Here is a 19,926-nt window from a genome sequence, read left to right as displayed (position 1 = left end):
ATGTCGGATGCGAGCGACACGCCCACCGACGAGACCGGCAGCTGGGACGACTACCTCGGCACCGAGGCCGAGGAGGTCCTGACCACCGACGGCGATCTGCTGGCCGAGGAGGGCGCCGGCGACCTGGCCGAGGCCCAGGCTCAGCTCGACACGGCCGAGGGCTGGGTCGAGTGGGCCGAGAAGGACGAGACGTGGGGCGACCAGAGCGCGGCCGAGGCCGAGCGTGACGCCGCCCAGGCGCTCGTCGACCTGGAGCAGGGCTGGGACGAGACGGCAGCGAAGGAGCTCGGCATGGCCGAGATCCAGGCCGAGTCGGCGCTCGGCTCCTACAGCACGGCGCTGGAGGAGACCGCCCTGGCCGAGGAGGCGCTGGCCGGGGCCGACCAGTCGCTGGCGGCCTACGACGCCGACGTCGCCGTAGCCGAGCCGTACGACGCCGACGTGGCCGTGGCCGAGCCGTACGACGCCGACCCCGAGGCCTGAGGCCCTCGGCGCACCGCGACCATGGCATCGGTCGTCGTCGAGGCGCGGCGGGTGGTCGCGGCCGGCACCGCGGCGACGCGTGCCGCCGCGGTGCGGGTCCTGGAGGACGCCCGCTTCGAGGTGGAGGCGAGCCAGCTCACCCGCCTCGAGGCCCGGCGGGGCTCCCTGCTCGGTCTGGCGAGCCGCGACCCGGACCGGCTGCCCGCCTCGGCGAGCCTCCACGTCGAGCCAGACGACGAGGGATGCACCCTCTCCCTGCGGCTGGCCGACGGCGCGCCCACGACCATCGCGGCGGGCTCCGAGACGGCTGGCGCCTACCAGGATCTCTTCGCCGGCGTCATGGCGGCGCTCGACGAGGCCCTGGGGACCCTCGACCCCGACGCCGCGTCGCACTTCGAGCCTCCTGCCGTCCAGGCGGGGCTGGTGGGCGGTGTGGCCGCGCCCCCCCGGCCCGCGGCACCGCCCCCGGGGGGTGCGCTGCGATCGCGGGTGTGGGACCCGGCCCGGACGGTCCGCTTCGACGGCCCCTCCGGCACGGCCTGCTTCACCCCCGAGGACGTGCAGGCCCACCTGGCCGTCGCCCTCATCGTCGTGAGCCACCCGGGTTCGCTGCCGACGAGCCTCGAGCGCGACCTCGAGCGGTTCGCGGCGCGGGTGGAGCAGGCCCTCGACGTCACCGGCTGGACCGGTGCCCGACTCGACGTCAGCGACGACGAGCGACCCGTCCTCGAGTTCCTCCACCAGCAGGTGCGCCTGCGCGAGCACCTACCGCTGCGGACCCTCCACCACTGCCGCACCTGCCAGTTCGAGCGGATCACCAACCCCGACTACGAACGGCTCCAGCAGCGCAACCAGTGGATCCGCAGCATCACGGGGCTGGTGGGCGCCTCCGTGAGCCGCGCCGGGGTGAGCTCGTTCGTGGTGCTGGGCGCGCTGTTCCGCCTCAAGCGGCTCGATCCCGACTACGTCTGCCCCCGCTGCCAGGGCATGGACGCCGACGAGACGTTGGTGACGTTCTGCCCGGGATGCGGCCAGCTCCGCCGCGAGGCGGTCCTGCGGGTGTGTCCGGCCTGCCAGCACGACCTGCGGCGAGCGCTGCCGCGCGAAGCCCTCTGGGGCCCGCCCCCGCTCGAACCGGTGCCGGCCCACGTGCCACCCCGACCGGCCGCTCCCCCACCACCTGCCGCGGCACCCGGGCCGCCCCGCCCATCGGCCCCACCACCGGTCGCCCCGTCGGCGCCGCCGCGGCCCGCCACCCCTCCGCCGCCGGCCCCGCCCCGGCCGGCGTTGCCGCCCCGCCCCGCGGCCCCGCCACCCGGGGCACCGCCCCGACCTGCGGTCCCACCGCCAACCCGCTGAGCCGTCGCCGGCACGACCGACACCGCCCGAACGGTCGGGCGAGCACGGCGATCAGCCCTGGCGCCGCACCTTGGTGGCGTCGACCCAACCCTCGGAGCCGGAGTCGAGGGTGGCCAACACCCAACCGCCCTCGGCGCGCTTGGCCAGGAACCAGTCACCGGGCTGGAGGGTGGCGATCACGTCCTTGCCGTCGCCCGACGACACCAGCGGCTCCGGCGCGTCGACGTAGAACCAGAAGGGCTGGTCGGTCGCCCCAGCGGGGGCGGGGGCCGGGGCCGGGACCGGGACCGGGCCGGGGGACGGGGACGGCGCCACTCCCGTGACGGGTGCCGTCCCGACCGGCGGGGGCGGCAGTGGGGCGCCAAAGGTGGGGCTCGCCGGGCGGTAGCCGGACGCGCCGCCGGCGGCCCAGGCCGACCCCTTGAGGTCGTTGCGGGTGAGCACCGCGCCGGCGACCATGCCGATCGTGCCGAGCAGCGAGAGCCAGAAGCCCACGCCCTTCGAGGGCGACAGACCCGTGCCGGTCACCTCCCGATCGACGAACCAGAAGGCCAGCATCATCACCAGCGCCGGCACCGACAGGAACAGCCGAAGCGGCACCTCGCCCATGCCCAGACGCGGAGCCAGGGGTCGAGTGCCGAAGGTGCTCATCAGCACCTCCACGATGGCGAGCACGCCGTACACCGCGACCAGCGTGGTCAGGGGGAACATCCCCCTGCTCCAGGCCGTGAAGTCGTCGATGTCGACCCCGGCGTCGCGGAACTTCCCCCAGCCGAGCCACGGCAGGAACGAGGCGATCACGGTGAGGGCCCCGGCTGCCAGGAGCACGATCGAACCGGGGCCGAGCTTCGGTCGCATGAGGACCTCCTCAGAACTCCAACCCTGCCACTAGCACCGCGCCGGTACCGCACGAGCGCAAGGGGCGAACGGCCCGCCCGCCCGGGCGACGACCGGCTCAGGCCAGGTTCGACGAGCGCGGGTAGACGTCGGCGGGGTCGGTGAGCACGTTCACCAGGTAGGGCACGCCCGCGGCGAACGCCCGGTCGAGCGCCGGGCCCACCTCGTCGGGCCGGCTGACCGTCTCGCCCGCACCGCCCAGGGCCCGCACGACGTCGTCGTACCGGCAGCCGGGCTGCAGGTCGCAGGCCACGTCGTAGCCGTACACGGCACGCATGGGGTGCTTCTCCAGGCCCCAGATCCCGTTGTTCCCGACGATCATCACCACGGGCAGCCGGTGGCGGACCAGGGTGTCGACGTCCATGAGCGAGAACCCTGCCGCGCCGTCGCCGAGCAGCAGCACCACCTGCGAGTCGGGTCGGGCCACGCGGGCGGCCAGCGCGTAGCCCGGGCCGTTGCCGAGACAGCCGTAGGGGCCCGTGTCGAGCCAGCAGCCCGGCTCGAACACCTCGACGTACTTGCCGGCGTACGACACGAAGTCGCCCCCGTCGCAGATCACGACCGCGTCGCGCTCGAGGCGTCGGCCCAGCTCGCCGTACACGCGGGTGGGCCGGATGGGGTCGGCATCGACGGTCAGCAGCTCACCGTCGGCGAGGGCGGCGACCCGCTCGGTGTCGCGCACCTTCTCGATCCAGGGCTCGTGGTCGGCCCGCGGGCCGGACCACTGCGCGAGCTCGTCGAGGATCGTGCCGAGATCGCCGGCGACCGACGCCGCCGTGGTGGCGTGCCCGGCCCGGCCCTCGGGAGCGTCGATCAGGTGCACGACCTCGGCCGCACCGAAGCGGCCGAACCCCAGGCGGAAGTCGAGCGGCGTGCCGACCACCACGACCAGGTCGGCCTCGCTCTTCAGCAGGCCACGGGTGCGATGGAAGGCCAGCTCGTGGTCGGCGGGGAGGCAGCCACGGCCCAGGCCGTTGAACCAGCACGGGACCCGTAGCTCCTCCGCGAACCGCCGCAGCGCGTCCCAGGCGCCGTCCCAGTACACGTCGCTCCCGACGATCACCGCCGGTCGCGTGGCCAGCGCGATCCGCGACGCGGCCCGGGCCAGCTCCTCCGGATCGGGCTCACCCCCCCGGGGCACCGAGGCCTCGGGCACCACCACGTCGGCCGACGCGAACAGCACGTCCATCGGCACGTCGAGGAACACCGGGCCGCGGTGCGGCGTCAGCGCCGTCATGGCCGCGTGGTGGACGGCGCGGGCCGTGTCGCCCGGGTCGGTCACGGTGGCCGCCACCTTGGTGACGCTCGACACGATGGGCACGTGGTCGAGCTCCTGGAGCGAGCCCGACCCCCAGCGACCCTGCGGGGCCCGACCGCCCAGGACGACCAGCGGGCTCCCGTTGAAGAAGGCGCTGGTGATGGCGCTCACGCCGTTCGTGACGCCGGGCCCGGCGGTGAGGACGGCCACGCCCGGCCGACGCGTGAGCTTGGCCATGGCCTCGGCCGCGAAGGCGGCGGTCTGCTCGTGCCGCACGTCGAGGATCCGCACGCCCTGCTTCACGGCCGCGTCGTACAGCGGCCAGACGTGGCCGCCGTTCAGCGTGAACAGCTCGGCCACGCCGAAGCCCTGGAGGGCGGCGAGAGCCAGCTCGCCGCTGTGTCCGGAACGGGTGGCGGAGGCGTCGTTGCTGGTGGTCACGGCTCGATCTCCTGGAGGAAGGCGCCGACAGCCTCCCACCAGGCGGCAGGGGCTTCGAACTGGGGGGCGTGACCGGCGTCGGCCACCACGGCCAGCCGGGCACTGGGGATGGCCGCGGCCAGGCGGTCGGCGTCGGGCCGCAGGGTCAGGTCGTGCTGGCCGACCACGACCAGGGTCGGCACCGCCAGCCCGCCCAGGGCGCGCCGGCGGTCGGGCTGGTCGAACAGCTCGCGGAGCACCCGCACCCACATCACGGGTGAGCAGGCCCGCAGGTTGCGGTCGAGGTACCGGGCGTAGCCGGGCCGCTCCCGCCGCAGCCGCTGGTCGGGGGCCGTCGTCAGCGGAGAGTCGGCTCCGAGGCCGGCGACCAGCTCGGCCAGCGCGTCCATCCCGCCCCGCTCCACCACCGGGATGCCGGCCTCGCTGGCGGCGCGATCGAGCGGGACCGGGCCGTGCATGGTGTCGACGAGCACCAGCGCGGTCAGCCGGCTGCCGGCTCGCAGGGCCACGAGCTGGGCGATCACGCCCCCCAGCGAGATGCCGACGAGGGCGAACCGCTCCCACCCCAGCGCGTCGGCGAGGGCCAGGGCGTCGTCGGCGAAGCGCTCCAGGGCGTACTCGGCCGGATCGGCCGGATGGTCGCTCCGGCCGTGGCCCCGCTGGTCGGGCGCCACCGCGTGCCAGCCGGCTCGGGCGAGGGGCACGAGCCAGTCGGCCCAGTCCTCCTTGGCGCCGGTGAAGCCGTGGAGGAGCAGCACCGGCCGGCGCCCGGAGCCAGCGCCGGCCTCGGCGACCGCGAGGCTCACGCCGGCCCCGCCGACCCGGCGCTCCGCCACCTGCGGCTCCACGAGGGCGCGTGCCTAGCCGCCCAGGTCGCCCACGTCCAGCACCTGGTCGCCCGGCGGCGGCGACACGTCGACCTGGGCCCCGAAGTCGAAGTACTCGATGGTGAACGACAGCACCGCGCCGGCCGGCAGGGCCTGCCCGCTCACGTCGGGCAGGGCCAGGCCCGAGAGGTCGACGACCATGGCGATCCGGCGGACGTAGCCGTCGTCGTCGATCCAGGTGTCGAACGGCAGGGGGCTCGCCAGCAGGGACTCGAGACCCTCGTCGCCGAGGATGCGCTCCAGCGAGGCCTGGTCGTCGTCGCTGCCGGCGAGGGCCTGCGGGTCGATCGCGACCGCGAAGTGCGTGGTGGGCACCCCCCGCACCTCCTCGCGGCCCACCTCGGTGACGGTGCCGGCCCCGTCGAGGGCATCGAGGTACGCGGCGGCGTCGGTCGCCCGCTGGTCGGCGCCTCCGGGGAGCGCCCCGCCCAGCTGGGCCACGTCGACCCGGATCCACTCCTTGCCGGTGGCCGCGCCGATCAGCGGGATCCGCTGGTAGACGGTGTCGCCGTCGACGATCGTCTCGAGCCGCTGGCCGTAGACGAGCCCGAGGTCGGCGGCGGCCGAGGGTGGCACCTCGCCGCTGGCGACGGCGGCGTCGGCGATCTGGGACAGGTCGATGTTCACCCGGCCCCGCCCGTGCTCGAGGTCGAAGGCGCCGTCGGCCCAGAACGACAGCTCGCCGCCGGCCACCTCGGGCACGCCGGTGAACGAGTAGGTGAGCACGAACCGCGCCGTCCGGGCCTCCTCGGTGCGGCCCGCGGCCTCCCGGACGAAGCGTGCGGTGGCCTCGACCACCACCGGCCCCGGGGCGCTGCCGCTGCAGGCCGGGGTGAACAGAAGGACCGCCAGCGACGCCAGGATCGCCCGGCGGCAGCGGTGTGATGCGGGGCCCATGGTGACCTCCTCGCCCGCGCGCGACTGGATGCTCACGGGGAAGGTCGGCGCGAGCCTACGCGATCTGAAGTCCCGGGCGGCCCTGGCACCGGCCCCGGCGGCGGGCGCGACCGGCCGAGCGGGCATACGATGGGTGGGCCCGGGGGACGCCTCGGGCAGCAGGCTCGGAGCGGGGATTGGTCGGATGACCTCGAGGCGAGCCGCCGTCCTCGGCGGCCGGGTCGCGGTGAGCGTGGCGATGCTGGCCTTCCTCCTGACGCGCCTCCCCCACCGCGACACCATCCCCGTCTGGCCCGGTTGGAGCGGGCACACGGTGCTCTGGCTGGGAGGCGCCCTCGTGCTGGTGGCGGCCTCGATGGTGCTGTCCACCCTCCGGTGGCAGCAGGTCCTCGCCACCCTCGGCGTTCGAGAGCGCGTCCGCCACCTGCTCTCGCACTACCTGGCCGGGCAGTTCGTGGGCAACGTCCTCCCCACCACCATCGGCGGCGACGTCCTCCGGGTGTCGCGGCTGGCCAAGGACACCGGCGAGGCCCCCCGCCCCTTCGCCTCGGTGGTGCTCGAACGGCTCACCGGGTGGGTGGTGCTCCCCCTGATCACCCTGTTCGCCCTGTTGGTCAACCCGGGCCTGCGCGAGCTGGGCACGGCGTCGGCGGTCGCCGCCGCCCTGGCCGTCGGCACCCTTCTCCTGCTCGGCGTGGTGCTGGCCGCGGCGGCCTCACGACACCTGGGCGGGCGCCTCGCCCAGCGCGACAACTGGCTGCGCTTCGTCGGGGCCGTCCACCTCGGTGTCGCCCGCTTCCGCCAGCGGCCCGCAGCCGCGGTCAACGTGTTGGTCGTCGGCCTCGCGTACCAGCTGGTGATGGTGGGCGCGGCCCTGATGGCGGCGGAGGCCATCGGGATCAGGGTGGGCCTCGGCCCCACAGCGGCGCTGGCGTTCGTGCCGGCCGTGATGATCGGCCAGGTGCTCCCCGTGGGCATCTCCGGCCTGGGCATCCGTGAGGGCCTCCTCGTGCTGTTCCTCACGCCGCTCGGCGTTCCGACCGAGCAGGCCATCGCGCTGGGCCTGATCCTCTACGCGCTCAACCTGGTCGTGAGCCTGCTGGGCGCCCCGGCGTTCGCCCTCGCCCCGCACCGCAAGCGTCCGGCCGTCGAGACCCCGGCGTGAGCGACGCCACCGACACCGCCCGGCCGGCGGTCGCCGCCGTGGCCGGCGCGCCCCGCCGCCTGCGCTGGTGGAAGGAGGTGCTGTACGCCGGCGCCTTCTACGTCGTGTACTCGTTCATCCGGAACCGGTTCGGGTCCGCCGCCGTCAGCCCGGCCCACGCCTTCGACAACGCCCGGCTCGTGATCGACGTCGAGCGGGCCCTCGGGCTGTTCTTCGAGGCCCACGTCCAGTCGGCGTTCCTCGGCTGGGTGCACCTCATCCGGTTCTCGAACGTCTTCTATGGCACGTTCCACTTCGTCGTCACGGCCGTCGCCCTGATCGTGCTGTTCCGGCGCCAGCAGGACCGCTACCCGCTCTGGCGGAACACGCTGGCCTTCACCACCGCCCTGGCGCTGGTGGGCTTCGCCCTGTTCCCCCTGATGCCGCCCCGCCTGCTCAACGAGAGCGGGCCCTACGGCGGGGCCGAGCTCGCGTCGGAGGACTACGGCATCGTCGACACCCTGGCCGACGTGGGCGGCCTGTGGTCGTTCGACTCCGGCACCATGAAGAGCATCTCCAACCAGTACGCCGCCATGCCGAGCCTGCACTGCGCCTGGGCGCTGTGGAGCACCCTGGTCCTCGTGCCCATGACCCGGCGGCGGTGGCTGCGGGCCCTCGCGATCGCGTACCCCGCCCTCACGGTGTTCGCCATCGTGGTCACCGGCAACCACTACTGGATCGATGCCGTCGGCGGCGCCGCGGTGCTCGGGTTGGGGTTCCTCCTGGCCCGGCGGTTCACCGCCTGGACCGACGCGCGCTGGGCGCGCCGCCACGCCGGGGCCGCCGCCTAGAAGACCAGGTACCCGCCGTCGACGACGAAGGTGTCGCCGGTGTGGTAGGCGGAGGCGTCGCTGGCCAGGTAGACGGCCACGCCGGCCAGGTCCTCGGGCGAGCCCCAGCGCCGCATGGGCACGCGGGGCAGCACCTTCTCGGCGAACCGCGGCCACGACAGGGCCTGCTCGGTCATGTCCGTCTCGACCCAGCCGGGCAGGATGGCGTTGGCCCGGATCCCGTGGCGGGCATGCTCCACCGCGATGGCCTTCGCCAGGGCCGTCACCCCTGCTTTCGACGCGCCGTAGTGCTCACCCCTGGGCTGGCCCTGGAGCGCCGACCCCGACGTGGTCACGGCCAGGCTGCCGCCCTCCCCCCGGGCCACGAGGTGACGCACCGCCGCCCGCAGGGTCAGGAACGCACCGTCGAGGTTCACCCGCAGCACCCGCCGCCACTCGTCCAGGGTCATCTCCAGGAAGGACGGCGCCGCACCGCCGACGCCGGCGTTGGCGAAGCAGACGTCGACCCGGCCGAGCTCGCCCACGGTGGCCGCGAAGGCCGCCTCCACCTCGCCCTCGTCGCCCACGTCGCACCGGAACGCCGCCACCGGGTTGCCGTACTCGGCCAGCCGCTCCACGGCCGCCGCGTTCTTGGCCTCGCTGGTGCCCCAGATGGCCACCGAGGCACCGTGGGCGGCCACCCCCTCGGCCATGCCCAGCCCGATGCCGCTGTTGCCGCCGGTGATCAGCACCACCCGGCCGCTGAGGTCGAACAGGTTCACCACGCGCGCCGACGCTAGCGCCGCGCCCGACCGGGCCGCCTCGTGGGCCAAAGCGGCCCGGACGGCGATACCGTGGTCCCCTGGACCCGACCGGGAGGACGCGACCCGCGTTGATCCTCGACACGATCACCTCGCCCGCCGACCTGCGGCGGCTCACGTACCCGCAGCTCGAGGAGCTGAGCGGCGAGATCCGCGACTTCATCGTCCAGGCGGTGTCGGAGACGGGCGGCCACCTCGGCTCCAACCTGGGCGCCGTCGAGCTCACGCTGGCGCTGCACCGCGTGTTCCTCTCGCCGCGCGACGCCATCCTCTGGGACACCGGCCACCAGGCCTACGTCCACAAGATCGTCACCGGCCGGCGGGACGGGTTCGCCCACCTCCGCCAGGCTGGCGGGCTGTCCGGCTACCCGTCGCGCGCCGAGAGCGAGCACGACTGGGTCGAGAACAGCCACGCCTCCACGATCCTGTCGTACGCCGACGGCCTGGCGGCGGCCCGCGCCGCCATCGGTACGCCCGGCCGCGTGGTGGCGATCCTGGGCGACGGCTCGATGACCGGGGGCATGGCCTACGAGGCCCTCAACAACCTCGGCCACCGCGGCCGCAACGTGATCATCATCCTCAACGACAACGGCCGCTCCTACGCCCCCACCGTCTCGAACCTGTCGGCCAGCCTCACCCGCATCCGGCTCAACCCGGTGTACATGCGCCGTCAGCGACGGCTCGAGCAGGTGATCCGCGAGGTGCCGCTGGTCGGCACCACCCTCGAGAAGGGTGTGGAGGCGGCCAAGGCGGCCGTGCGCGACCTGTGGGAGCCGGCCGCCTTCTTCGAGCCGCTCGGCATCCGCTACACGGGGCCGATCGACGGCCACGACATCCCTGCCCTCGAGGGCGCCCTGCGCAACGCCATGGAGTTCGACGGCCCGATCGTGGTGCACGTGCTCACCCAGAAGGGGCGCGGCTACCCGCCGGCCGAGGACGACGAGGAGAAGAACCTCCACGACGCCCCGGTGTTCGACCCGGCCACCGGGCCGCCGCGCTGGGCGCCGGCCGGCTACACCCAGGCCTTCGCCGAGGCCGTCATCAAGGCGGCCGAGCACGACCCCCGCGTCGTGGCCATCACCGCGGCGATGCCCGGCCCCACCGGCCTCCTGCCCTTCGCCGAGCGGTTCCCCGACCGCTTCTACGACGTGGGCATCGCCGAGCAGCACGCGGTCACGGCCGCGGCCGGGATGGCCATGGGGGGCCTGCGCCCCGTGGTGGCCATCTACTCCACCTTCCTCACCCGGGCCTACGACCAGGTCACCTACGACGTCGCCCTGCACGGGCTGCCGGTGGTGTTCTGCATCGACCGGGCCGGCATCACCGGCGACGACGGCGCCTCCCACCACGGGGTGCTCGACCTGGCCCTGCTCACCAAGGTGCCGGGCATGACCGTGCTCGCGCCGTCGAGCTACCAGGAGCTCCAGCAGATGCTGCTCGACGCCATGGAGCTCACCACCGGGCCGGTCGCCATCCGCTACCCGAAGGGCCTGGCCCGGCAGGTGGCCGAGGACCAGGTGGGCGCGGGACTGCGGGCCAGGCGCATCGCGTCGGGCGACGAGATGTGCGTGCTGGCCGTGGGCAAGCTGGTCGGCGCGGTCGAGAAGGCGACCGACGACCTGCGGCGGGAGGGCATCCACCCGACCGTGTGGGACGTGCGGGTCGCCCGGCCGCTCGACCCCGAGATGCTCGCCGACGCCCTGCGGCACCGGGTGGTGGTCACCGCCGAGGACGGCATCCGCGAGGGCGGGGTGGGCTCGGCGATCGAGGACGCGCTGGCCCGCCTGGCCGCCGAGCAGGGCGTGCCCACGCCGCGCGTCGTGGTGCTGGGCACCCCCATCGCCTTCATCCCCCAGGGCAAGCCCGACGCCATCCTGTCGTCGCTCGGCCTCGACGGCCCCGGGGTGGCCGCGAGCATCCGGGGCGCGCTCGGCCGCTGACCCCCATCGCCCGGGACCGCCCGCCCCGCCCGAGCGTTCTCCGTCCGGTCCACCACCGCCAGCGTGGTCGGTCGGCCACAGAACCCCGACCCGCGCGTTCGGGCCGGGCGCGTCCTGCCGGCGTCCCGCCCGGCGGCTATCCGACCAGGTCGACCGGCGGCGGGGGGAACACCGGCACGAGGGCCAGGTACGGCTCGGGGTCGCCGCTCCACCCCAGGGCGCGGAGCTGGGGCACGCTGCGTCGACCCATCCGGGCCCGCGTGAGCTCGAAGGGCTCGCCGGCCAGGGTGAGGGCGGGCTCGCCCCGGCCGCACACCCACTCCCGGCCACCGGCGACGACCCTGACGGCCGGCAGCCCGGCCTCGGCCACGGCCTCGCCGAAGCCCACCAGCAGCCAGTCGAGGGTGGCGAGGAGGGCGCCGTCGTCCCGGTCGCCGGGCTGGCCGAGGGCGTCCCGGAGGTCGTGCTCGTGGGTGGACACGTCGGCAACGAACATGTGCTGCAGGCGCTCGGGGGCCATGGCCACGCCGGCCTCGACCATCGGGGCCAGCTCGTTCCACCGGGCGACGATCTCGGCCGTGGGCACCTCGCGGCGGGCCTCCACCTGGGCCGCCGTCCACGGCGGCGTGGCCACCCCCTCGGTGTTGCCGGCCAGGATGTCGTCGACGGCGCCGCCCAAGTGGGCCAGCACGTCGTGGACGCTCCAGCCCGGACAGGCCGGCACCGGCGCGCCGGCCTGCTCCTCGGTCAGGCCGGCCACCAGCCCGGTGATGCGGGCGCGGCACCCGGCGTACAGCGCGCCGGGGTCGAACCCCGCGGGGTCGCCGCCGCTCACCGTCACCCGAGCTCTGTGCCCACGACGGACACGAAGCTCACGCACTCGCCCGGCGCCCCGCCCAGGTTGTGGGTGAGGGCCTTGGACTTGCCGGACGCGACGCTCGTGATCTGCCGCGCCTCGGGCGCCTCGCCGCGCAGCTGCAACCAGCACTCGAACAGCATCCGGAGGCCCGAGGCGCCGATGGGGTGGCCGAAGCTCTTGAGCCCGCCGTCGGGGTTCACGGGGAGCTCGCCGTCGAGGTCGAAGGTGCCGGCCAGCACCTCCTTCCAGCCCATCCCCCGGTCGGCGAACCCCAGGTCTTCCATGAGCACCAGCTCGGTGGGCGTGAAGCAGTCGTGCACCTCGGCCATGGCCAGCTCGGCCCGGGGGCTGGCGATGCCCGCCTGCTCGTAGGCGTCACGCGCCGAGCGCACCACCTCGACGAACGACGTGTAGTCGTACGTGGGGTCGATGGGGCCGGCCGCGGGGCCGGCGACGAACGACAGCGCCTTCACGTACAGAGGGTTGTCGGTGTAGCGGTGGGCGTCCTCGGCCCGCACCAGGACGGCGGCCGCCGAGCCGTCGCTGACACCCGAGCAGTCGAAGATGCCGAGCGGGCCGGCGACGAGGGGCGAGCAGGCGATCGTGTCCTTCGGCACCTCCTTGCGGAACTGGGCCCTCGGGTTCAGCGCACCGTTCTTGTGGTTCTTCCACGCGATCCGCGTGAGCACCTCCTTCATCTCGGCGTCGTCCACGCCGTACTTCTTGGCGTAGGCGGGGGCGAGCAGCGAGAACGAGGCGGGGGCGGTGATGCTGGCGGCGGTGCCGTCGTTGGCCGGCGGGCTCACGACCAGGCCGGAGAAGCCCGAGTCCTTCAGCTTCTCGACGCCGATGGCCATGGCCACGTCGTAGGCCCCGGACGCCACGGCGTAGCAGGCGTTGCGGAACGCCTCCGACCCCGTGGCGCAGAAGTTCTCGAGGCGCGACACGGGCTTGTAGTCGATCTTGAGCGGGCGGCTGAGCGTGAGACCGCTGAAGCCCGAGCCCATGGTGCCCAGCCAGAAGGCGTCGATGTGGTCGAGCTCGACGCCGGCCGAGGCCAGCGCCTCGGACGAGGCGTCGACGAGCAGGTCGTCGACCCCCTTGTCCCAGTGCTCGCCGAACGGGGTGCACCCCATGCCGACGATGGCCACGCGGTCGCGGATGCCGTTTGACGCCATCTCAGGAACCTCCCCCGGAGCGGTGCACGGGTCGTGCCTTCCAGAAGTAGTTGTGGACCCCGTCGACCGTGTAGAGCCGGCGGAAGGTCATCTCCACCCGATCGCCGATGGCGACCCGGGCCGGGTCGACGTCGGTGAGCTCGCACTGGAACCGGCCGCCGCCGTCGAAGTCGACGACCGCCGCGACCACCGGCGGGTTCAGCGAGTAGGCCAGGCGGTCGACCGTGTAGGTCGCGACCGTGGCCGGCACGTCGGAGAGCCGCTCCGGCTCCATCTGGTCGACCGCCTTGCAGGCGACGCACACCCGCGCCGGCGGCAGGTGGCGCGCGCCGCACCGCGCGCAACGGCTGGCCTCGAAGGCGAACTTCCACCCGTCGGTGCGCAGCGACGGCGGGGCCGACGGGCGGTCGGGGTCGGGTCGTCGCGGCGGCTCCCGGGTGAGCATGCCCCGCCAGGTGAGGAACGACGCGTAGGGGAGATCGTCGCGGCCGGCAGCGATCTGCTCGGCCACCGTCGACGCCGGCCGGTGGGCGGCCAGCGCCTCGGTGGTTCGCAACAGCCAGCAGTCGGCGCCGTCGGCCAGCTGCACGACCGCGATCACCTGCCCCGGTGTCGCCCGGTCGAGCACGTTGGCCAGCACCAGGCCCCAGTGGGCGGTGCCGGTGTTGCCCACGCTGGCCTGCAGGTCGTCGGAGAGCACCTCGGCCCGGATCGCCCGGCCGGCGCTGCGCACCGCGCGGCCGTGCAGCCCGGTCACCACCAGGTGGTCGACGTCGTCCACGCTCAGGCCCGCCCCCTCGAGGGCGTCGGTGACGGCCACCTGCACCAGCGGCAGGTAGGCGTGCTCGCCGAAGCGCTCCTCCCACTGCCGGGAGCAGGGCTCGCCCGGCACCCGCCAGCGGTCGAGGAACTCGCCGGTGGCCGACGCGCCGCCGATCGGCTCGGCCAGCACGCCCTCGTCGCCGAACAGGAGCGCGGCCGCGGCGTCGCCCCCGCCCTGCTCGTCGGCGCCCCCCGGCAGCCCGGTGCGCACGTCGGCGAACACGGCCAGGGCGGGCCCGCCGGCGCCCATCGCGGCCGACGTCGCAGCCACCGCCGAGCGGGGCGAGCCGATGACGTCGAAGGCGCCGGTGCCGACCGGCAGACCGAGGGCGGCGTGGATCGCCGTCGCGTTCGTCTTGTCGAGATACGCGGGCGCGGCCGTGGCGAAGAACAGCACCTGCGGCACCAGCCCGGGCGCGGCCCGGAGGGCCAGGCGGGCGGCCTCGACGCCCATCGACGTGGTGTCCTCGTCGTACGAGGCGACGGAGCGGGTGCCGGGGCCACCGAGCGTGCCCAGCGCCTGGCCGACCGCGGCCCGCCGCAACCGCCAGTACGGCACGTAGGTCCCGTAGGAAACGATCCCCCTCATGGGCCGACGTTACCCGCGGGCGGATCGACGGCGCCCGCCCCGACGGCGCCTCAGCGGTAGTACGGGTTGTCGCCCGACGCGTGGTCGGTGACGTCGACCACCCGGGTGACCGCGGGGAGGGCGTCCTTCAGCGCCACCTCGACGCCCTGGATCATCGTCATGCGGCTCATGGCGCAGCCCTGGCAGCCGCCACCCATGCGGAGGTGCACGTCGCCCTCGTCCAGCCCCACCAGCTCGACGTACCCGCCGTGCGCGGCCAACGACGGGTTGACCTCCTCGTCGAGGAGGCGGCGCACCTCGTGGGCCAGCTCGCTGGTCACGGTCAGGTCGTGCGCGGCGGTGCGGCGGGGGCGGTTGGGGTTGCGCAGCACCAGCCCCGACGGGTCGGGCAGGTCGAGGGTGGCGCCCTGGAGGTGGACGACGTCGTCGGCCGGCACGATCACCCGCAGCCCGCCGTGGTTGCGGACCACGTCGGTGAGCGCGGCCTGGGTGACCACCTGGAACGACAGGTCGTACAGGTACTCGTCGCCCTGGACCCCGCCGACGGCGAGGCGCAGGCCGAGCCGATCACCCTCGGGCTCGGCCTCCCGCAGCTCGAGCAGGCGCGCCCGCGCCGGCTCGGTGACCGTGATCACGGTGTCGTCGGCGACAGCGGCGTTGGCGGCGTCGAGGTCGAGGCTCATCGGAGGTGGCACCCCTTGCGGTCGGGCAGCCGGCTGACGTGGACCAGGCTACCGACGCGACTCCCGGCGTCCTCGTCCCCCCGCCGGTCGGCCAGCTCAGGACGGGCGACGCACCCGGACCAGGGTGTCGACGGCGTCGCCGGCCTGGCCCTCCTTCGTGACCGGGCGGAGCACCTGGCCGGCCCGCTCCACCACCAGGCCCGGGTCGGCCGCGTGCAGATCGGCGACGAGATCGTCGGCGGTGTGCAGCACCGAGGCCTCCCGGGGCCCACCGACCCCTCGCTCCAGGTTGTCGAGGTCGTGACCGACCCACACGAGCGTCCCGCCGGGCGCCAGCGCGGCCACCGCTCGGGCTGCGGCCGCCCGACGCGCCGGCGCCGGGAGCTGCAGGTAGCAGACCACCACCAGGTCGAAGGCGCCCGCCGGCGGGTCCCAGGCGGTCACGTCGGCCTCGACCCAGGTGACGTCGACGCCTCGGGCCGCCGCCAGGTGCCGGCCCTTGTCGAGACCGGCCGCGGAGAAGTCGACCCCCGTGGCCTCCCAGCCCTGCTCGGCGAGCCACACCGCGTTGCGGCCCTCGCCGCAGGCCACGTCGAGGGCCCGGCCGGCGGTCAGCCCGGTCACCTGCTCCACGACGAAGCGGTTGGCGTCCGCCGTCCACACCAGCTCGGTCCCCGCGTACCGCTCGTCCCAGTCAGCTCGGTCCATGCGGCTCAGCATGCACCCCCGGCCGGCGGCACACCTGCGCTGCGGCGTCGGACCCGGCAGCGGTGGCGGCAGAGGCCGGGTTCCGCCGCCCCCGCGCCCCTGCCGCCATCCGTCCGTACGCCCGCCGGTGTGACCGCCCCGTGCGCCCGGTGGCACGATCGGCCCGTGCCGAGCTTCCGCACCATCCGCGATGCCAACCGGCGCTACGCCGAGCACTTCCACGACTCGGGCCTCGACGCCAGGCCGACCCGCCACCTGGTCATCCTCACCTGCATGGACGCCCGGATCGACCTGTTCCGCGCCGCGGGGCTCGAGATCGGCGACGCCCACCTGCTCCGGAACGCCGGCGGCCGGGTCACCGACGACGCCATCCGCTCGATGGTGCTGTCGGCGCACCTCCTGGGCACTCGGGAGTTCGTGGTGATCCACCACACCGGCTGCGGGCTGGCCGGTCGCACCAACGACGAGCTCCGGGCGCTGGTGGCGGCGCGCACCGGCGCCGACGCCTCCGACATGGACTTCCTTCCCTTCGACGACCTCGAGGCCAGCGTCCGCGCCGATGTCGCCCGCCTCCGCTCGTGCCGCCTCCTGCCGGCGGACGCCTCGATCTGGGGGGCCGTGTTCGACGTGCACACCGGCCTGCTCGGCGGCATCGACCGCTCGGAGTAGCGGTACCGTCGCCGGGCAGACGGATCAGGAGGAGAGCGGCGTGGGCGAGCACGAGGGCACCAGCGACGGACCCGAGGTCCTGTACGACGTCGTGGGCCACGTGGCCACGATCACGCTCAACCGGCCCCACCGCCGCAACGCCATCTCCGTCCCCATGCTGCGCCAGCTGGGCGAGGCGTTCAGCCGGGCCGACCTCGACCGCGGCGTGCGGGTCGCCGTCCTCACCGGCGCCGGCGCGGGCTTCTGCTCGGGGCTCGACATCAAGGACGCCATGGCCGGCACGGGCATCGGCGGCGGGGGCGGCCTCAACACCGGCCCCAGCGTGTTCCAGACCCGCACCATCCCCACCGTCATCCAGCAGGAGATGGACACCCCGCTGCTGTGCGCGATCAACGGGGCGGCCGCCGGCTACGGCCTCGACCTGGCCCTCGGCTGCGACATCCGCCTGATGGCGTCGTCGGCCGTGCTGCTGCCCGGCTTCGCCAAGCGGGGCGTCGTGCCCGAGAGCGGCGGCACCTGGTACCTGCCGCGCCTGCTCGGCTGGGCCAAGGCCGCCGAGGTGTCGTTCCTCGGCCGCGACCTCACCGCCGACGAGGCACGCCACCTGGGCCTCGTCAACGACGTCGTCCCCGACGACGACCTCCAGGCCGTCGCCCGCGACTGGGCGGGCGAGATCGCCGCCAACGCACCGCTGGCGGTGCAGGCCATGAAGCGGCTCTTCCGCCACGGCCTCACCGAGGACTTCCAGAGCCACACCCACCACGTGCTGCTCCAGACGATCCAGCTGATGGGCACCGACGACTTCGGCGAGGGGCTGCGCTCGTGGATCGAGCGCCGGCCGCCCGAGTTCGAAGGTCGCTGAGCGACGACGAGCGCCGTCGCCGCGCCGGGGACGAGTGCGGGCCCGGCGCGGGTGCGTGGTCAGTACGAGCGCACCGTGCCGCCGCCGTCGACCTGGATGCGCTGGTCGGTGACGTAGCGGGCCAGGTCGGACACGAGGAAGCGCACCACGTCGGCCACGTCGTCGGGCTGGCAGACGTGGCCGAAGGGCGACACCGCGTCGAGGGCCCTGATGTCGTCGACCCCACCCGCCCTGGCCAGGCGCCGGCCCATCTCGCTCTCGACCAGCCCCGGGGCGACGATGTTCACCCGGATGCCGCGGTCGCGCTCCTCCTTGGCCAGCGTGTGGGCGAAGGCCTCCAGCGCGGCCTTGCCCATGTTGTAGGGCGCGCCGTTGGCCGAGTGCTGGGCGGTCGCCACGCTCGAGATCACGACCACGTCGCCCCGCGGCCGGGTGCGCATCGACGGGAGCACCAGCCGGGCCAGGATGTGGGCGGCCACCGCGTGGGTGCGCAGCACCCGCTCGAGCTCGGCGGTGTCGGTGTCGAGCACGCTGCGACCGCGGCTGGCGATGCCGGCGTTGTGCACGAGGATGTCGACGAACCCGAAGTCGGCGAGCACGGCCTCCACCATGGCCCGGTCCTGCTCCTCGTCGTCGACCGACGCCTGGTAGGCCCGCGCCGTCCCCCCGGCAGCCTCGATCGTCGCCACCGTCTCCTCGGCGGCCTCGCGGTCGCGGCGGTAGTTGACGGCCACGGCGGCACCGCTGGCGGCCAGCCCGAGCGAGATGCCGCGGCCGATGCCGCGCCCTCCCCCGGTGACCAGCGCGACCCGATCCTCGAGCGACAGATACGGCATGGCGGCATCGTAGGGTGGGGCCGTGCACGAGGGCAGCCGCCGGGCGATCTTCGCCGCGTTCCTCGCCAACCTCGGCATCGCGGTGGCCAAGTTCGTCGCCTTCGCCTTCACCCGGTCCGCGTCGATGCTCGCCGAGGCGATCCACTCGGTGGCCGACACCGGCAACCAGGGCCTGCTCTTCCTGGGCGGGGCTCGTTCCCGCCGTCGGCCCAGCACCACCCACCAGTTCGGGTACGGCCGGGAGCGGTTCTTCTGGGCCTTCATCGTGGCCCTGGTGCTGTTCCTGCTGGGTGGCGCGTTCGCCATCTACGAGGGCATCGAGAAGCTGCGGCACCCCCACGAGATCGAGTCGCTCTGGTGGGCCGTCGGCGTGCTCCTGATCGCCCTGGTGATGGAGGGCTTCTCGCTGCGGACCGCCGTGCAGGAGGCCGACAAGGTGCGGGGCGACCACGGGTGGGTGGCCTTCATCCGCCGGGCCAAGGCGCCCGAGATCCCGGTGGTGCTGCTCGAGGACGTCGGGGCCCTCACCGGCCTGGTCCTCGCGCTCTCGGGCGTGAGCCTGGCCAAGGTGACGGGCGACCCCCGTTGGGACGCCCTCGGCAGCCTCGCCATCGGCATCCTGCTGTGCGTGATCGCGATCGTGCTCGCGGCCGAGATGAAGAGCCTGCTGATCGGTGAGGCGGCCAGCCCGGGCGCCGAGGCCGCCATCCGCGACGCCTTCGCCGGCGCCGACGGCGTGCGGGGCATCATCCACCTGCGCACCGAGCACGTGGGCCCCGAAGACCTGCTCGTCGCGGCCAAGCTCGAGTTCGACCGCAGCCTGTCGATGGCCGACCTGGCCGCCGCCATCGACGGGGCCGAGGTCCGGGTGCGAGCGGCGGTCCCCGACGCCCGCTTCGTCTTCGTCGAGCCCGACCTGCGACGCCCCGAGGGAGCGACCGGCGAGGAGACGCCGGCCGACCCGCACGGGTAGCCTGGACGTCGACAACCGAAACCCCTGGGGAGCTCGGGAGAGCCGGGCTGAGAGGGTGGCCACGCCGTGCCGGCGCCGCCACCGACCCACCGAACCTGATCTGGGTAATGCCAGCGGAGGGAACCGTGCCGATCACGGCCATCGTCCTCGCCGGCGGCGATCCGGCGCCTGCGTCGCTCGCCGCCAGCCTCCCGCCCGACGCCCTGGTGATCGCCGCCGACGCAGGCCTCGAGCAGGCGCCGGCACTGGGGCTCACCGTGCACCTCGCGGTCGGCGACTTCGACTCGGTCGATCCGGCCGCGCTCGACGCGGCGGTGGCCGCCGGCGCGGCCGTCGAGCGCCACCGGCCCGACAAGGACCAGACCGACCTCGAGCTGGCCCTGCTCGCCGCCCGCGACCGGGGCGCCCGCCACGTGGTCGTCGTGGGCGGGGGCGGAGGCCGCCTCGACCACCTGCTCGCCAACGCGCTGGTGCTGGCCTCACCGGCCTTCGCCGGCATGCGCATCGAGGCTCACCTCGGGGCGGCGCTGGTGGTCCCCGTCCACCGCGCCGCGTGCCTGCACGGCCGGGTCGGCGACACCGTCACCCTGCTGGCCGTCGGCGGCCCCGCCAGGGGGGTGCGCACCTCGGGCCTGCTCTACGCCCTGCACGGCCAGGACCTCCAGCCCGGCAGCACCCGGGGCGTGAGCAACGAGCTGGTGGCCACCACCGCCCACGTGGCCGTGGCCAGTGGCTCGCTGCTCGCCGTCCAGCCGGCGGGAGGTCGGTGACGTGGCACGAGCGCACCTGC

Annotated in this window: 20 protein-coding genes and 1 riboswitch; of the genes, 9 read left to right on the top strand and 11 right to left on the bottom strand. The window is 74.6% G+C overall.

Features of this window, described 5'->3' with window-relative positions:
- Both IPM45_13000 and IPM45_12995 read left to right on the top strand, forming a co-directional pair.
- Complete coding sequence (locus tag IPM45_13000; protein MBK9180452.1) at positions 1 to 483, top strand: hypothetical protein; 483 nt, start codon at positions 1 to 3, stop codon at positions 481 to 483.
- Positions 484 to 504: 21 nt separating this feature from the next.
- Complete coding sequence (locus IPM45_12995; GenBank protein MBK9180451.1) at positions 505 to 1,842, top strand: hypothetical protein; 1,338 nt, start codon at positions 505 to 507, stop codon at positions 1,840 to 1,842.
- A gap of 51 nt (positions 1,843 to 1,893) precedes the next feature.
- On the opposite strand, the gene IPM45_12990 is transcribed toward IPM45_12995, so the two are convergent.
- The 4 genes from IPM45_12990 to IPM45_12975 form a co-directional block, all read right to left on the bottom strand.
- Positions 1,894 to 2,700, bottom strand: coding sequence for a hypothetical protein (locus IPM45_12990; protein MBK9180450.1), 807 nt, complete (start codon positions 2,698 to 2,700; stop codon positions 1,894 to 1,896).
- A gap of 97 nt (positions 2,701 to 2,797) precedes the next feature.
- Positions 2,798 to 4,438 carry an acetolactate synthase gene (locus IPM45_12985; protein ID MBK9180449.1) on the bottom strand — a complete coding sequence of 547 codons (1,641 nt, stop codon included), beginning with the start codon at positions 4,436 to 4,438 and terminating at the stop codon, positions 2,798 to 2,800.
- A complete protein-coding gene (locus tag IPM45_12980) occupies positions 4,435 to 5,286 on the bottom strand; it encodes an alpha/beta hydrolase (protein MBK9180448.1) in 852 nt (283 codons plus the stop codon). The genes IPM45_12985 and IPM45_12980 overlap by 4 nt, the downstream gene beginning before the upstream one ends.
- A 12-nt stretch (positions 5,287 to 5,298) precedes the next feature.
- Positions 5,299 to 6,222 carry a hypothetical protein gene (locus IPM45_12975; GenBank protein MBK9180447.1) on the bottom strand — a complete coding sequence of 308 codons (924 nt, stop codon included), beginning with the start codon at positions 6,220 to 6,222 and terminating at the stop codon, positions 5,299 to 5,301.
- 184 nt (positions 6,223 to 6,406) lie between these two features.
- On the opposite strand from IPM45_12975, the gene IPM45_12970 reads away from it, so the two are divergent.
- Both IPM45_12970 and IPM45_12965 read left to right on the top strand, forming a co-directional pair.
- Entirely contained in the window at positions 6,407 to 7,387 is a 981-nt protein-coding gene (locus tag IPM45_12970) for a flippase-like domain-containing protein (GenBank protein MBK9180446.1), read from the top strand.
- Complete coding sequence (locus IPM45_12965; GenBank protein MBK9180445.1) at positions 7,384 to 8,217, top strand: phosphatase PAP2 family protein; 834 nt, start codon at positions 7,384 to 7,386, stop codon at positions 8,215 to 8,217. The genes IPM45_12970 and IPM45_12965 overlap by 4 nt, the downstream gene beginning before the upstream one ends.
- On the opposite strand, the gene IPM45_12960 is transcribed toward IPM45_12965, so the two are convergent.
- The gene (locus tag IPM45_12960; GenBank protein MBK9180444.1) at positions 8,214 to 8,981 is read right to left on the bottom strand and encodes an SDR family oxidoreductase; all 768 of its coding nucleotides are present in this window, start codon (positions 8,979 to 8,981) and stop codon (positions 8,214 to 8,216) included. The genes IPM45_12965 and IPM45_12960 overlap by 4 nt on opposite strands.
- A gap of 107 nt (positions 8,982 to 9,088) precedes the next feature.
- Between IPM45_12960 and IPM45_12955 the strand changes: the two genes are divergently transcribed.
- Complete coding sequence (locus tag IPM45_12955) at positions 9,089 to 10,957, top strand: 1-deoxy-D-xylulose-5-phosphate synthase (GenBank protein MBK9180443.1); 1,869 nt, start codon at positions 9,089 to 9,091, stop codon at positions 10,955 to 10,957.
- Between the two features lie 136 nt (positions 10,958 to 11,093).
- On the opposite strand, the gene IPM45_12950 is transcribed toward IPM45_12955, so the two are convergent.
- From IPM45_12950 to IPM45_12930, 5 genes are all read right to left on the bottom strand, one after another.
- Entirely contained in the window at positions 11,094 to 11,798 is a 705-nt protein-coding gene (locus IPM45_12950; GenBank protein ID MBK9180442.1) for a maleylpyruvate isomerase family mycothiol-dependent enzyme, read from the bottom strand.
- Positions 11,795 to 12,994: an acetyl-CoA acetyltransferase gene (locus IPM45_12945; GenBank protein ID MBK9180441.1), complete on the bottom strand. Its 1,200-nt coding sequence runs from the start codon at positions 12,992 to 12,994 to the stop codon at positions 11,795 to 11,797. The genes IPM45_12950 and IPM45_12945 overlap by 4 nt, the downstream gene beginning before the upstream one ends.
- Position 12,995: 1 nt before the next feature.
- Positions 12,996 to 14,405 (bottom strand): OB-fold domain-containing protein, encoded by a 1,410-nt coding sequence (locus IPM45_12940; GenBank protein MBK9180440.1) that lies wholly within the window; start codon positions 14,403 to 14,405, stop codon positions 12,996 to 12,998.
- 50 nt (positions 14,406 to 14,455) lie between these two features.
- The gene (locus IPM45_12935; protein MBK9180439.1) at positions 14,456 to 15,088 is read right to left on the bottom strand and encodes a NifU family protein; all 633 of its coding nucleotides are present in this window, start codon (positions 15,086 to 15,088) and stop codon (positions 14,456 to 14,458) included.
- 96 nt (positions 15,089 to 15,184) lie between these two features.
- Positions 15,185 to 15,796, bottom strand: a complete 612-nt coding sequence (locus tag IPM45_12930) for a class I SAM-dependent methyltransferase (protein MBK9180438.1) — start codon at positions 15,794 to 15,796, stop codon at positions 15,185 to 15,187.
- A 129-nt stretch (positions 15,797 to 15,925) separates the two neighbouring features.
- Between IPM45_12930 and IPM45_12925 the strand changes: the two genes are divergently transcribed.
- Complete coding sequence (locus IPM45_12925) at positions 15,926 to 16,465, top strand: carbonic anhydrase (GenBank protein MBK9180437.1); 540 nt, start codon at positions 15,926 to 15,928, stop codon at positions 16,463 to 16,465.
- Complete coding sequence (locus IPM45_12920; GenBank protein ID MBK9180436.1) at positions 16,356 to 17,327, top strand: enoyl-CoA hydratase/isomerase family protein; 972 nt, start codon at positions 16,356 to 16,358, stop codon at positions 17,325 to 17,327. The genes IPM45_12925 and IPM45_12920 overlap by 110 nt, the downstream gene beginning before the upstream one ends.
- Before the next feature lie 59 nt (positions 17,328 to 17,386).
- Here IPM45_12920 and IPM45_12915 read toward each other — a convergent pair whose 3' ends face one another.
- The gene (locus tag IPM45_12915; protein MBK9180435.1) at positions 17,387 to 18,163 is read right to left on the bottom strand and encodes an SDR family oxidoreductase; all 777 of its coding nucleotides are present in this window, start codon (positions 18,161 to 18,163) and stop codon (positions 17,387 to 17,389) included.
- A 22-nt stretch (positions 18,164 to 18,185) separates the two neighbouring features.
- On the opposite strand from IPM45_12915, the gene IPM45_12910 reads away from it, so the two are divergent.
- Both IPM45_12910 and IPM45_12905 read left to right on the top strand, forming a co-directional pair.
- Positions 18,186 to 19,136 (top strand): cation diffusion facilitator family transporter, encoded by a 951-nt coding sequence (locus tag IPM45_12910; protein MBK9180434.1) that lies wholly within the window; start codon positions 18,186 to 18,188, stop codon positions 19,134 to 19,136.
- Positions 19,137 to 19,151: 15 nt separating this feature from the next.
- Positions 19,152 to 19,277, top strand: a riboswitch (TPP riboswitch).
- Complete coding sequence (locus tag IPM45_12905) at positions 19,262 to 19,906, top strand: thiamine diphosphokinase (GenBank protein MBK9180433.1); 645 nt, start codon at positions 19,262 to 19,264, stop codon at positions 19,904 to 19,906. (Overlaps the previous riboswitch by 16 nt.)
- Positions 19,907 to 19,926: the final 20 nt, after the last annotated feature.

This window comes from Acidimicrobiales bacterium, assembly GCA_016716005.1.
Lineage (GTDB): Bacteria > Actinomycetota > Acidimicrobiia > Acidimicrobiales > JADJXE01 > JADJXE01.
The sequence above is the reverse complement of the archived record's forward strand: the minus strand, read 5'-3'. Positions and strand labels throughout refer to the sequence as shown.

Excerpts from the sequence above, each read along its gene's own strand:
- IPM45_12935 (MBK9180439.1), bottom strand. The coding sequence starts at position 15,088 with ATGAGCCTCGACCTCGACGCCGCCAACGCCGCTGTCGCCGACGACACC.
- IPM45_12970 (MBK9180446.1), top strand. The coding sequence starts at position 6,407 with ATGACCTCGAGGCGAGCCGCCGTCCTCGGCGGCCGGGTCGCGGTGAGC.
- IPM45_13000 (MBK9180452.1), top strand. The coding sequence starts at position 1 with ATGTCGGATGCGAGCGACACGCCCACCGACGAGACCGGCAGCTGGGAC.
- IPM45_12915 (MBK9180435.1), bottom strand. The coding sequence starts at position 18,163 with ATGCCGTATCTGTCGCTCGAGGATCGGGTCGCGCTGGTCACCGGGGGA.
- IPM45_12975 (MBK9180447.1), bottom strand. The coding sequence starts at position 6,222 with ATGGGCCCCGCATCACACCGCTGCCGCCGGGCGATCCTGGCGTCGCTG.
- IPM45_12920 (MBK9180436.1), top strand. The coding sequence starts at position 16,356 with ATGTCGCCCGCCTCCGCTCGTGCCGCCTCCTGCCGGCGGACGCCTCGA.
- IPM45_12945 (MBK9180441.1), bottom strand. The coding sequence starts at position 12,994 with ATGGCGTCAAACGGCATCCGCGACCGCGTGGCCATCGTCGGCATGGGG.
- IPM45_12930 (MBK9180438.1), bottom strand. The coding sequence starts at position 15,796 with ATGGACCGAGCTGACTGGGACGAGCGGTACGCGGGGACCGAGCTGGTG.
- IPM45_12995 (MBK9180451.1), top strand. The coding sequence starts at position 505 with ATGGCATCGGTCGTCGTCGAGGCGCGGCGGGTGGTCGCGGCCGGCACC.
- IPM45_12990 (MBK9180450.1), bottom strand. The coding sequence starts at position 2,700 with ATGCGACCGAAGCTCGGCCCCGGTTCGATCGTGCTCCTGGCAGCCGGG.
- IPM45_12940 (MBK9180440.1), bottom strand. The coding sequence starts at position 14,405 with ATGAGGGGGATCGTTTCCTACGGGACCTACGTGCCGTACTGGCGGTTG.